General features: G+C 75.0%; 8 protein-coding genes. 5 read left to right on the plus strand and 3 right to left on the minus strand.

The window, feature by feature from the left end:
* Positions 1–86: 86 nt before the first annotated feature.
* Together ACSU6M_RS27115 and ACSU6M_RS27120 are read left to right on the plus strand one after the other, a co-directional pair.
* Positions 87–1,670, plus strand: coding sequence for a protein kinase domain-containing protein (locus ACSU6M_RS27115; protein WP_437073049.1), 1,584 nt, complete (start codon positions 87–89; stop codon positions 1,668–1,670).
* 49 nt (positions 1,671–1,719) lie between these two features.
* A complete protein-coding gene (locus ACSU6M_RS27120; protein ID WP_437073051.1) occupies positions 1,720–2,112 on the plus strand; it encodes a winged helix-turn-helix transcriptional regulator in 393 nt (130 codons plus the stop codon).
* Positions 2,113–2,292: 180 nt separating this feature from the next.
* On the opposite strand, the gene ACSU6M_RS27125 is transcribed toward ACSU6M_RS27120, so the two are convergent.
* Both ACSU6M_RS27125 and ACSU6M_RS27130 read right to left on the minus strand, forming a co-directional pair.
* Positions 2,293–2,715 (minus strand): acyl-CoA thioesterase, encoded by a 423-nt coding sequence (locus ACSU6M_RS27125; RefSeq protein WP_437073053.1) that lies wholly within the window; start codon positions 2,713–2,715, stop codon positions 2,293–2,295.
* Between the two features lie 56 nt (positions 2,716–2,771).
* Entirely contained in the window at positions 2,772–3,401 is a 630-nt protein-coding gene (locus ACSU6M_RS27130) for a hypothetical protein (protein WP_437073054.1), read from the minus strand.
* Between the two features lie 249 nt (positions 3,402–3,650).
* Between ACSU6M_RS27130 and ACSU6M_RS27135 the strand changes: the two genes are divergently transcribed.
* Genes ACSU6M_RS27135 through ACSU6M_RS27145 form a run of 3 tightly spaced genes read left to right on the plus strand, consistent with a single transcriptional unit; the run spans position 3,651 to position 11,117 of the window.
* Entirely contained in the window at positions 3,651–5,936 is a 2,286-nt protein-coding gene (locus ACSU6M_RS27135) for an MMPL family transporter (protein WP_437073056.1), read from the plus strand.
* A complete protein-coding gene (locus tag ACSU6M_RS27140; protein ID WP_437073058.1) occupies positions 5,933–10,456 on the plus strand; it encodes a type I polyketide synthase in 4,524 nt (1,507 codons plus the stop codon). Before ACSU6M_RS27135 ends, ACSU6M_RS27140 begins: the two co-directional genes overlap by 4 nt.
* Positions 10,457–10,469: 13 nt before the next feature.
* On the plus strand, positions 10,470–11,117 hold the full coding sequence (locus ACSU6M_RS27145) for a 4'-phosphopantetheinyl transferase family protein (RefSeq protein ID WP_437073059.1): 648 nt from the start codon (positions 10,470–10,472) through the stop codon (positions 11,115–11,117).
* Here ACSU6M_RS27145 and ACSU6M_RS27150 read toward each other — a convergent pair whose 3' ends face one another.
* Positions 11,118–12,326 carry a pyridoxal phosphate-dependent aminotransferase gene (locus tag ACSU6M_RS27150; protein ID WP_437073060.1) on the minus strand — a complete coding sequence of 403 codons (1,209 nt, stop codon included), beginning with the start codon at positions 12,324–12,326 and terminating at the stop codon, positions 11,118–11,120. It lies immediately after the preceding gene.
* Positions 12,327–12,359 lie beyond the last annotated feature (33 nt).

Raw genomic sequence — 12,359 nt, forward strand, 5'->3', positions numbered from 1 at the left:
AGCATCCCAGGTCAGCGGGCCGGTCGCACCTCCTTTAGGCTTCTGGCGGCGATGAGGGGATCAAGGAGCGGGGGGCGAGCGGGCCGATGAGCAGCGCCACCGAGGCGGCGTTCCCGCCCCTTCAGGCGGACGACCCCGCCGTCGTGGCCGGGTACCGGCTCACCGCCCGGCTCGGCGCGGGCGGCATGGGCCGGGTCTATCTGGCCCACACCCAGGGCGGCCGCCCGGTGGCGGTCAAGGTGGTGCGGCCCGAGCTCGCCGACGACCCGGCCTTCCGGCGGCGGTTCCGCCGGGAGGTGGCGGCCGCCCGGCGGGTCAGGGGCGCCTACACCGCCGAGGTGGTCGACGCCGACACCGACGGGGAACCGCCCTGGCTCGCCACGCTGTACGTGCCCGGCCCCTCCCTCACCGAGGCGGTCGCCCGGCGCGGCCCGCTCCCCGTCCCCGCCGTGCTCTGGCTGATGGCCGGCGTGGCCGAGGCGCTCCAGGCGATCCACGCGGCGGGCCTCGTGCACCGGGACCTCAAGCCGTCCAACGTGCTGCTGGCCGCCGACGGCCCGCGGGTCATCGACTTCGGCATCTCCCTGGGCGCCGGCCTCTCCTCGTACACCGCCACCGGCTCCGCCGTCGGCACCCCCCACTTCATGGCCCCCGAGCAGGCCACCGCCGGTCAGATCACCCCGGCGACCGATGTCTTCGCCCTCGGCCAGACGGCCGCCTTCGCCGCCCTCGGCGAACCGCTCTACGGGGACGGCCCGGCGCCCGTCCTGCTGTACCGGATCGTCCACGAGGACCCCGACCTGGCCCGGCTGCCCGAGCCGCTGCGCCCGCTGATCGCCCGGTGCCTGGCTCCCGATCCGGAGCAGCGGGCCACCCCGGCGGAGGTCGTCGAGTGGTGCCGGCAGCGGCTGGACACGGACGCCGGCGCGGGCCCGCCCGTCTGGCGCGAGGTCATGGGGCCCGAACCGGCGGTCCCGGCCCCCGCGGCACCGCCGACCTCGGCCGCCACGCTGCCCCTGAGCCGCCCCCCGCGCCGGACGCGGCACAGACCACGTACCGCCCTGATCGCGGCCGCGGCGGCCGGGACGCTGGTGGTGGCGGGCCTGACCTGGATCGCCACCGGGGACCGGTTCGCCGGGCGGGCCACGGGCAGCGCACCCTCGGCCTCCGCCTCGCGGGAGTCCGTACCGTCCCCGGCGTCGCCGTCCGGCGAGGGGACCCTACGGGCGTCCCAGCCCCCCGCGATCGTCCCCGGTTCACCGCGCCCCCTCCTGCTGGCCCCCGTCCTGCTCGACACGGAGAACTCCCTGAGCCTGCGGGAGCCGATGCTGCGCACCGACCGCAAGGGGGACATCCGCCTCGACTGCGAGGACGACCCCGACTGCGCGCTCGAGAGCGACACCAGCGTGTTCGTGCAGCTGTTCAACGGCAAGGCGGCCTCCCTCGACGTGTGCCGCACCCTGCTCAGCGGGGCCACCGGCCCGGAGTACCGCACCTGGTCCCTGGTGGCGGCGGCGGACGGCAGCCAGTTCTGCGTCCAGAACTCCCACGGCGACATCGGTGTGCTGGTGCTCCGGATCAAGCAGACCACGCTGTCGGAGATCGCCTTCCTGCAGGTCGACCTGAACGTCTGGAGGGAGGCGGCCCGCGGCGCGGCGCACGACTTGTGACGGGGGCGTGCAGGGGAGGATCATGAACCCGCCATAAGGAGGCACTGCCATGTCCCGAGGGAACACGGGGATCACCCCGGAGGTCGTGAACGCGCACGCCTGCCCCGTGCGCGAGGTCCTTGACCGGGTCGCCGGCAAGTGGAGCGTGCAGATCCTGGTCGCGGCGGCCCACGGGCCCATCCGCTTCACGGAGTTGGAGCGCGGCATCGAGGGCATCAGCCGCCGGATGCTGACCCTGACCCTGCGGAACCTGGAGCGCGACGGGCTCGTGAAGCGCACGGCGCATCCGACCGTGCCACCGCGCGTGGAGTACGAACTGACGCCGGTCGCGCGGGAGTTGCACGAGACCCTGCAACGCCTGACCGACTGGGCCGAGCGCAACAGGGTCTACATCGCCGAGTCCCGCGCCGCCTACGACGAGGAGGACCGGCCGGCCGCGTAGGGCCTAGGTCGTGTCCGCAAAGTCCCGTCGTCCGCCCGGAGGGCGGGCCCCGCGGCGTCTGGTGCGTGCTCTCGGCGTGCCGGGTGGAAGCCCTCGTACTGGACGTACTTGGGCTTTCTCCCGGTGCGGCGAGAGCGCGTGCCAGGCGTCGCGGGGCAGACTGGACTTTGCGGACACGGCCTAGAGCCCGAACAGGGCCGGGTCCGCGGCGAGCTCCTTGAAGCGCTCGCGCGGGTCGGGTACCAGCCGCCGTGCCGTGAGGTCCATCAGACCGCCGACGGCCTCGATCTCGGCGGCGACGGTGCCGTCCGCTGTGCGGATGGTCTGCTCGATACGGAACGTCTTGCCCTCGCCCCACACGAAACCGCAGGTCACCTCCACCTCGTCACCGGCGAGCAGTTCGCGCCGGTAGCGGATGGTGGTCTCCAGGGCCACCGGGCCGACCCCTCTGGCCACCAGGTCGGCCTGGCGGATGCCAGCGGCCTGGAGCAGCGACCAGCGGGCGTGCTCGGCGTAGTTGAGGTACACGGCCTGGTTGAGGTGGCCCTGGGTGTCGGTCTCGTAGCCACGGACGGTCACCGGTACGGAGAACGGCTCGCTCACTGCTTCCCCTCGTGGTCGCGAACTGTGTGCTGAATGCAGCGATCCTGTCATGCGGCTCACGCCCGCCGCGGCGAGGCGAGCAGATACCGCACCCGGGTACGGGGCTCGGTGTGCTCCCCGGTCTGCCAGCCCGCCCGCTCCAGCGTGGCCGCGCAGCCCGGCAGCGCGGCCGGGTCCGCGTCGTACACGGCGACGGCGTCCGGCTGCGGGGTCGCCCGCACCCGGTACCCCGGACCGCCCTGCGGACCGGCCGGCGGATGCCCCGCGGCCTCCAGGGCGAGCGCGGCCGCCCGGACCAGATGCGTCCGCTCCCAGCCGCAGGGCCGGTCCAGCGCCCCGTCCGGGTTCGTCATCCGCCGCAGCTCCAGCAGCCCCTGCCAGGCGCTGTGCACCTCGCGGGTCCGGGCAGGCCCGGCCTCGGGCGGCGCCTCCTCGCCGCCGACCCATGCGACGAAGACGCCCCCGTCGGACGGGCGAGCCGCCTCCTGCGGTGCCGCCGTCCGCGCCTCGCGCACCCGATGCCCCGCCGGCGTCAGGAAGTGATCGTGCGGCGGCCGCGGATGCCGGAAGGCCAGCCCCCGCTTCACCAGCGCCGCGAGCTGCGCCTGTGTCCCCTTCAGCCTCCCGGTGACGGGATCGGCGGCGTCGATCACCCGCCGCTGCGCGGCGGTCGGCGGACGGGTCATGCCTGCTCCTCCTCCCTGCGCGGGCCACTGCTGCGCAGGCTACGCCGGGGGTCTGACAACCGGGCCCGCGCGGGCCCGCCCGTCGGCGGGGTGCCGCAGGTCGCCCGGACCGGCCGCTAGCACAGCCACCGTCCGCGCACAAGAAACGAACAGCCGGGTCTGGGGCGGGACCCCGGCCGGCGGCGACCGTGGAGGTCCACCGCACCGTGCGACCGCCCGGAGCGGACGACCGCTCCGCAAGGAGGCCGCATGTACCGCTGGCTCGGCGCCGTCGCGATCCGTCGCCCCCGGCCGGTGCTGCTCGCCGCCCTGGCCTTCCTGGTGCTGGCGGTGCTGTGCGGCGGGGGAGCGACGGAGCGGCTCAAGACCCAGGGCTACGACGACCCCCGCTCCGACTCCGCCTTCTCAGCGCGGGTGACCCCCGCCCACCGCGGTGCGGCGGCCAACCTGGTCGTGGTCGCCGAGGCCCCGCACGGCGTCGACGACCCGGCCGCGGCCCGCGCCGGCGCGGACCTGACCCGGCGCCTCGCCGCCCAGCCGCACGTCGGCGCCGTCGACTCGTACTGGCCCGACGGTACGAGCGCCCTGCGCGGCCGGGACGGCCGTACCGCCCTGCTGCTCGCCCGCCTCGACGGGGACGCGGACCACCTCGGGCCCCGCGCCGAGCGGGTCCGCGCGGCGCTGACGCGGGGCGCGGAGCCGGCTCTGCGGGTGCATGTGGGCGGCACCGCGCTCGCCGACGCCGAGACGCAGGAGATCACCGCCGCCGACCTGCGCCGCGCCGAGGCCGTCGTCCTGCCCGGCACGCTCCTGCTGCTGGTCGTGGTGTTCGGCAGCCTGGTGGCGGCGGCCCTGCCCCTGCTGATCGGGGTCGTGGCGATCGGCGGCAGCCTGCTGGCGCTCCATCTGCTCGGCGGCCTCACCGATGTGTCGGTGTTCGCCCTGAACCTCACCACCGCGCTCGGCCTCGGCCTCGGCATCGACTACGGGCTGCTCGTCGTCTCCCGCTTCCGCGAGGAGCTCGGCGCGGGGCACGAGCCGCGCGAGGCCGCCCGGCGGACCGTGCTCACCGCGGGGCACACCATCTTCTTCAGCGCCGCCACGGTCTGCGCGGCACTGGCGCCCCTGCTCGTCTTCCCGCCGTACTTCCTGCGCTCCTTCGCCTACGCGGGCATCCCCGTGGTGGCCCTGGCCGCGGTGGCCGCCGTGACGGTGCTGCCCGCGCTGCTGGTCCTGCTCGGCCGGCGGGTGAACGCCGGGGCGGTGCCGTGGCGCCGCAGGGCCCGCGCCGGGGCCTCGTCGCGGTTCTGGGAGGGGCTGGCCCGCCGGGTCGTACGCCGTCCGCTGCTGTGGGCCCTGCCGGTACTGGGCCTGCTCGTCCTGCTCGCCGCGCCCGTCACGCACGCCGGGTTCGCCACCCCCGACGACCGGACCCTGCCGCCGACCGCCTCCAGCCGGCAGGCAGGCGACCTGATCCGCGACACGTTCGACGTGAAGAGCGCGGGCGCCCTCACCGTCTTCACCACCAGCCGCACCCCCCAGACCGCCCTCGACTACGCGCCCCAGCTGTCCGCGCTGCCGGGCGTGGCCGAGGTGACGGGCCCGTCCGGCGTCTGGCGGGACGGCGAGCGGGCCGCCCCGGCCCCGCCGGACGCCGCCCCTCCCGGCTCCGCGGCGACCGGGGCCGCGACGACCGGTTCCGCCCCGTCCGGGCCCCTCCCGTCCGGCCCCGGCGACCCGGCGATCCTCACGGTCGTGCCGTCGGTCGATCCGCAGTCCGACGCCGCCCAGCGCCTGGTCCGCGCCATCCGCCGGGTGCCCACCCCGGAGGGCACCGACATCCACGTCGGAGGTCCGAGCGCGGCGCTGGTGGACGCGAAGGACACCATCGCCCGGCGGCTGCCGCTCGCGGCCGGGCTGATCGCCGGCAGCACGTTCGTCCTGCTGTTCCTGTTCTCCGGCAGCCTGGTCCTGCCGCTGAAGGCGATCGCGCTGAACGTCCTCGGCCTGGCCGCCGTCTTCGGACCCATGGTGTGGATCTTCCAGGACGGACATCTGCACACCCTGCTCGGCTTCACACCCGGACCGCTCAGCACCACCATGCCGGTGCTGCTGTTCTGCATCGTCTTCGGGCTCTCCGTCGACTACGAGGTCTTCGTGCTGGCCCGCATCAAGGAGGCGCACGACGCCGGGCACGGCACCGCCGAGGCGATCGTGACCGGCATCGCCCGCACCGGCGGCATCGTCACGACCGCCGGCGCGCTGCTCGCCTTCACCCTGCTGAGCTTCGGCACCTCGAAGGTGTCCCTGCTGCAGTTCTTCGGGATCGGCGCGGGCCTCGGCGTCCTGCTCGACGCGACCCTCGTGCGCGGTGTCCTCGTCCCCGCACTGATGCGGCTCGCCGGCGGTCTCAACTGGTGGCCGCGGCGTCCCCGCACGCCGACCGTGCCCCCACCCCGCCCGCCGCCCGTCCCGCCGCCCCCGCGGCACCGCCCCCCGTCCACCTCACCGGCACAGAACAGGACCTCCCCATGACCGCCACCGAGCGCCCCGGCACCGCCCGCGACATCGCCATCGTCGGACTCGGCTGCCGCTTCCCCGGCGCACCCGACCACCACGCGTACTGGAAGCTCCTCCTCGGCGCACAACGGCAGTTCGCGCCCGTCCCGAAGGACCGCTGGAACCACGACACCTTCCACGCGCCCGGCGACCGGCGCGCCACCGACACCGCGTACACCGACCAGGTCGCCTTCCTGGACGGCGTCGACCGCTTCGCCGCCCTGCACTACGGACTGCCGCCCCGCCGCGTCGAGGCGACGGACCCGCAGCACCGGCTGATGCTCGACGTCACCCGTGAGGCACTGGACGACGCGGGACTGGGCCGGGGCGGCTTCGACCGGGAGAGCACCGGGGTGTTCTTCGGCCTCTCCGTGTCCGACTACAAGGAGCTGATGACGGCCCGGCTGCGGGCCACCGGCCTTGCCGACGGCTCCCTCGGCGGCGCCGCCGACGCGGCGCTCGCACGGCAGCTCAGGGCCCGTGCCGCCGAACAGCTCGGCCCCATCGACGCGTTCACCCTGCCGGGCAGCCTGCTCAACATGGCGCCCGCCGCCGTGAGCCGGCACTTCGACCTCGGCGGCCCCAGCTTCGCCGTCGACGCCGCCTGCTCCAGCTCCCTGATCGCCCTCGACCAGGCGGTGCTCCACCTGCGCGCCGGCACCTGCCGGACGGCCGTCGTCGGCGGCGTCTACCTCAGCCTCACGCCCGACAGCCTGGTGGGCTTCTCCCGCGTCGGCGCCCTGTCGGCCCGCGGGGTGTGCCGCCCGTTCGACGAGCGGGCCGACGGCTTCGTGCTCGGGGAGGGCGCCGGAGCGGTCGTCCTGCGGCCGCTCGCGGACGCAATGGCCGCCGGGGACCGGATCTACGCCGTCGTCAAGGGCACCGGCACGGCCAACGACGGCGCCGCCCCCGGACCGCTGAGCCCCGTCGCCGAGGGCCAGTTGAGGGCGATGCGCCGTGCCTGGGCCGACGCCGGCCTGCCGCCCTCCGCCGCGGGCTTCATCGAGGCCCACGGCACCGCCACGGCCGTGGGCGACCGCGTCGAGGTGGAGGCGCTGCGGCGGCTGCGGGAGGCGGACCCGAGCCCCTGCTACCTGTCCTCCGCCAAGGCCCTGATCGGGCACTCGCTGTCCGCGGCGGGCATCGCGGGCCTGATCAAGACGGCCCTGGTCGTGCACCACCGTACGGTCGTGCCGCAGCCCGACGTCGTCCCGCACCCGGACCTCGGGCTGGACGCCGCCGGACTGCGCCTCGCCGACACCGCCCGCCCGTGGCCGGACGGCGACGCCCCGCGCTGCGCCGCCGTCAGCTCCTTCGGCTTCGGCGGCACCAACGCCCATGTGGTGCTCCAGGAGGCGCCCGCGCCCGTACGCCGCCCGGCCCGGGCGAGGCCCACGGCCGCCGAGCCCCAGCTCGCCCTGGTCTCGGCGGGCAGCCCCCAGCTGCTGCGGCGGCACCTCGACGACCTGCTCGACACGCTGGAGCACACGCCCACCCCCTCGATGGCGGCCCTGGCCCACACCCTCGGCGGGCGCGAACCACTGCCCAGCAGACTGGCCGTCGTGGCCGCCGACGCCGCCGAGTTCACCGAGCGGCTGCGCCGGGCCCGCCGCCAACTGGCCGACGGCGTCCGCGACGACCTCGGCGACGACGCCTTCGCCGCCGACGCGCCCCTGCGGCCCCACGAACGCCGCCTCGCCTTCCTCTTCCCCGGCCAGGGCAGCCAGCGGCCCGGCATGCTGCGGGACCTGCACCGGCGCTTCCCCGGCTTCCGCCGGACGGTCGGCACCCTCGGCGCCGTGGCCGGTCTGGACGTGGCGGACCTGCTCCACGGCGCTGCCGATCCGCGGCGGCTCGCCGCCACGGAGGTCTGCCAGCCCGTGCTCGGCACCGTGCAGATCGCGGCGACCCGGCTGCTCGCCGACTGCGGTGCCGTTCCCGATCTCGTCCTCGGGCACAGCGTCGGGGAGTTCGCCGCGGCCGCCGCGGCCGGTGTCCTCGACGCCGACGAGACCCTGCGGCTGCTCGCCCACCGGGGCGCGGTGCTGCGGGAGGCCGAGGCCGAGCCGCGCGGCGGCATGCTCGCCGTACAGGCGGACGTGGAGACCTGCCGGCGGCTGCTGCGGGGCATCGACGACGTGTGGCTCGCCTGCTTCAACCAGCCGCGGCAGATCGTGGTGAGCGGAAGCCTCGAAGGGCTCGCCACCCTGGGCCGGGTCTGCGCGGAGGCGGGCGTCGCGACCGTGGCGCTCGACGTGTCGAACGCCTTCCACTCGCCGCGGCTGGCGGGAGCGGACGCCGCCATGCGCACCGACCTCGGCCGGCGGGCCCTTACCGCGCCCCGGCTGCCGTTCGTGTCGGCGGTGAGCGGCGCGGTGTGCGGCGACCCGGAGGAACTGCGCGAGCTGTGGGCCCGTCACGCCTCCGCGCCGGTCCGCTTCGGCGACGCCGTGCGCGCCGCCCACGACGCCGGGGCCCGGGTGTTCCTCCAGGTGACGGGAGGCGGTTCGCTCCTCACCTCGGTACGCCGCAACCTCACCGGCCACGACGGCGTCCGGGTCCTCGCCCTGGACGCGCCGGACGACGCGCGCGGCTTCCTGCGCTGCCTGGCCCGGCTGGCGGTCCTCGGCGTACCGGTCGATCCGCGGGCCGCGGTGGCGGGGGACGGCCGGCGCGTGCTGGACCTGCCGGTGGCGCGGCTGGACACGCGGCCGTACTGGCTGCGCCGCCCGAGCGCCGCCACGCGCACGAACCCGGCGGCGGCCGAACGGCCGCCCACCGCACCGACGCGGCCACCGGTCGCCGCCACGACCACCGACACCACCCAGGAGATCCCCATGCGTGAACTGCTCGACCTCATCCAGCAGCAGACGACGGTCCTCACCCGCCTCGGCGAGGCCCTGCCCGCCCTGTCCCCGGCACCCACCGACACACCCTCCCCGGCACCCACCGACGCCCCTTCCCCGGCACCCACCGACACCCCCTCCCCACCGAGCGGCGCCCCCACCGCCACCGGAGCCGAGGCCGCCGTACTGGAGCAGATAGCCCGCGTCAGCGCCTTCCCGTCGGACCATCTGCGCGGCGACCAGCGCCTGGTCGACGACCTCGGCTTCGACTCCCTGATGCTGACCGACCTGTTCACCGCCCTCAGGAGCCGCTGGCCGTCGCTGACCATCGACGAACGGTGCGCCCGGCCGACCGTCGCGGACGTCACCGAACTGGTCGCGGGTGCCACGAGGGACGGGACGGCCGACGCCCTCCCCGGCGAGGAGCACCGGCGCATCGAGTGCTTCCCCGAGGTCACCGCGCACCGCGAGCGGATGGCCCTGCTCGGCGAACTACGGGTGCCGAACCCCTACTTCCTGGTCCACGAGGGCGGCATGACGGACCGTACGGTCGTCGAGGGCCGGGAACTGATCTCCTTCTCCGGCTACAACTACCTGGGCCTGGCCACGCACCCCCAGGTGATCGACACGGTCCGGGACGCCGTCGAGCGGTACGGGGCGTCCGTGTCGGCCAGCCGGTTGCTGTCCGGCAGCAGGCCGCTCCATGTGGAGCTGGAGAGGGAACTCGCCCGCACCCTCGGCACCGAGGACGCGATCACCATGACCAGCGGGCACGCCACGAACGTCACCGTGATCGGGCACCTCGTCGGGCCGGGCGACCTGATCGTGCACGACGCGCTCGCCCACGACAGCATCCTCCAGGGCTGCCGGCTCTCCGGCGCCACCAGGCGGCCCTTCCCGCACAACGACGCGGCCGCCCTGGACGCCCTGCTCAGCCGGGTCCGCCACCAGTACCGCCGGGTGCTGGTCGTGGTCGAGGGCGTGTACAGCATGGACGGCGACATCGCCGACCTGCCCGCGCTGGTCGAGGTCAAGCGGCGGCACGGCGCGCTGCTGATGGTCGACGAGGCGCACAGCATCGGGGTGATCGGGGAGACCGGGCGCGGGGTCGGCGAGCACTTCGGCGTCGACCGCGCGGACGTCGACCTGTGGGCGGGCACCCTGTCCAAGGCGCTGGCCGGGTGCGGCGGTTACGTCGGCGCGCACCGAGCCGTCGTCGACTACCTCCGCTACACCGCTCCGGGCTTCGTCTACAGCGCCGGCATGACCCCCGCCGCCGCGGCGGCCTCGCTGGCCGCGCTGCGCACCCTGCGGGCCGAGCCGCACCGGCCGGCCCGGCTCAGGAAGAACGCCGCGCTGTTCCTGCGCCTCGCCCGCGAGGCGGGCATCGACACCGGGGACAGCCGGGGCACCCCGATCGTGCCGTGCATCGTCGGGGACTCGGCGGGGACGCTGCGGCTGGCGCAGGCGCTCTTCCAGCGGGGCGTCAGCGTCAACCCGATCCTGCATCCCGCGGTCCCGGAGGAGCTGGCCCGGCTGCGGTTCTTCGTCACCTCCGAGCACACGCCCGAGCAGATCCGGTACACGGTGGCGACGCTGGAGCGGGAGCTGCGGGACGCCGCCGGACCCCGCGCCGCCGCGGTCGCGTGAACGGAGCGGTGCCATGCACGCGTTCCCGCCGATCGTGCCGGGCCGGATCCACCGGTGGGGCCCCGCCGCCCTCGTCGTGGCCCGGCGCGACGCTCTCGACCGGTCGCCGTCCTGGTCACCGCTGCCGCTGCTCACCCCCGCCGAACGGCAGGTCCACCGCGGTCTGACGCCCTGGCGGCAGGCGGAGTGGGCGGCGGGCCGGATCCTGGCCAAGCGGCTGGTGGCCGAGGTGACCGGGACACCCGTCCCGCACGTGGAGATCCTGCCCCGCCACGACGGCAGCCCCATGCTGTCCCTCCCCGCCCTCCGGATCTCCCTCAGCCATACGGCCCACCACGTCGCGGCGGCCGTCTCGCCCACGGCCGTCGGGGTGGACGTGTGCGAGATGTCCTCGGCCCCCTCGGTGCGCCGGGCCGCGGACCACGTCCTGGTCCCCGAGGAGCGCGCCCTGGTCACGCAGCGGCCCGAACACCTCGTGGCGGCATGGGCGTTGAAGGAAGCCGCGGTGAAGGCCGTCCGGGGGACCCTGTTCGGCGAGGCCCCGCGCCGTGTCCGGATCCGCGGCCTCACCCCGCCCGCCCTCGACGGCGGCCGCCGCGCCCTGGTCGGCCGCGCGGGCACGGCGATCGTCGCCCTGGTCCTGCCGCCCGCCGCCGGCTGACTACTGCCGGTATCCGCTGAGGAAGCGCCCGATCCGCCCGATCGCCGCCTCCAGGTCCTGCGCGTGCGGCAGCGTCAGGATGCGGAAGTGGTCGGGCGCCGGCCAGTTGAAGCCCGTGCCCTGCACCACCTGGATCTTCTCCCGCAGCAGCAGATCCAGCACGAACCTCTCGTCGTCGTGGATCGGATGCACCTTGGGGTCGATGCGCGGGAACGCGTACAGCGCGCCCTTGGGCTTCACACAGCTCACGCCCGGGATCTCGTTGAGCTTCTCCCAGGCCACGTCCCGCTGCTCGCGCAGCCGTCCGCCGGGTGCGGTGAGCTCGCGGATGGACTGGCGGCCGCCGAGCGCGGCCTGGATGGCGTACTGGGCGGGCGCGTTGGCGCACAGCCGCATGGAGGCCAGCATGGTCAGGCCCTCCAGGTAGTCCTTCGCGTGCTGCTTGGGACCGGTCACCACCAGCCAGCCCGAGCGGAAGCCCGCCACGCGGTACGTCTTCGACAGACCGCAGAAGGTGAGCACGACCAGGTCGGGGGCGAGCGCGGCGGCCGAGTGGTGCACGGCGTCGTCGTACAGGATCTGGTCGTAGATCTCGTCGGCGAAGACCATCAGGCCGTGCCGGCGGGCGAGGTCGAGGATGCCCTCGACGATCTCCTTCGGATAGACCGAACCGGTGGGGTTGTTCGGGTTGATGATCACCACCGCCTTGGTGCGGTCGGTGATCTTCGACTCCATGTCGGCGAGGTCCGGGTACCACTCGGCCTGCTCGTCGCACAGATAGTGCACCGCCCTGCCGCCCGCGAGGGTCGTCACGGCCGTCCACAACGGGAAGTCGGGCGCGGGGATCAGGATCTCGTCGCCGTCCTCGACCAGCGCCTGTACGGCCATCGAGACCAGCTCGGAGACGCCGTTGCCGAGGAACACGTCGTCGACGTCCACCTCCAGGCCCAGCGTCTGGTAGCGCTGGGCGACGGCCCGGCGGGCGGAGAGGATGCCGCGCGAGTCGGTGTAGCCGTGCGCCCTCGGCAGCATCCGGATCATGTCCTGGAGGATCTCCTCGGGCGCCTCGAAGCCGAACAGCGCCGGGTTGCCGGTGTTCAGCCGCAGCACGCTGTGCCCCGCCTCCTCCAGCGCGTCGGCGTGCTCGATCACCGGGCCGCGGATCTCGTAGCAGACCTCGCTGAGCTTGTTCGACTGCCGGAACTCCATGCGCCCCTCCGGTGACTGGGTGATGCTTGGTTT

The sequence above is a fragment of the Streptomyces sp. enrichment culture genome (assembly GCF_964272895.1).
Lineage (GTDB): Bacteria > Actinomycetota > Actinomycetes > Streptomycetales > Streptomycetaceae > Streptomyces.

Bases quoted from the DNA above. Each gene is read 5' to 3' on its own strand.
- ACSU6M_RS27115 (WP_437073049.1), top strand. From the start codon at position 87: ATGAGCAGCGCCACCGAGGCGGCGTTCCCGCCCCTTCAGGCGGACGAC.
- ACSU6M_RS27140 (WP_437073058.1), top strand. From the start codon at position 5,933: ATGACCGCCACCGAGCGCCCCGGCACCGCCCGCGACATCGCCATCGTC.
- ACSU6M_RS27150 (WP_437073060.1), bottom strand. From the start codon at position 12,326: ATGGAGTTCCGGCAGTCGAACAAGCTCAGCGAGGTCTGCTACGAGATC.
- ACSU6M_RS27145 (WP_437073059.1), top strand. From the start codon at position 10,470: ATGCACGCGTTCCCGCCGATCGTGCCGGGCCGGATCCACCGGTGGGGC.
- ACSU6M_RS27120 (WP_437073051.1), top strand. From the start codon at position 1,720: ATGTCCCGAGGGAACACGGGGATCACCCCGGAGGTCGTGAACGCGCAC.
- ACSU6M_RS27135 (WP_437073056.1), top strand. From the start codon at position 3,651: ATGTACCGCTGGCTCGGCGCCGTCGCGATCCGTCGCCCCCGGCCGGTG.
- ACSU6M_RS27130 (WP_437073054.1), bottom strand. From the start codon at position 3,401: ATGACCCGTCCGCCGACCGCCGCGCAGCGGCGGGTGATCGACGCCGCC.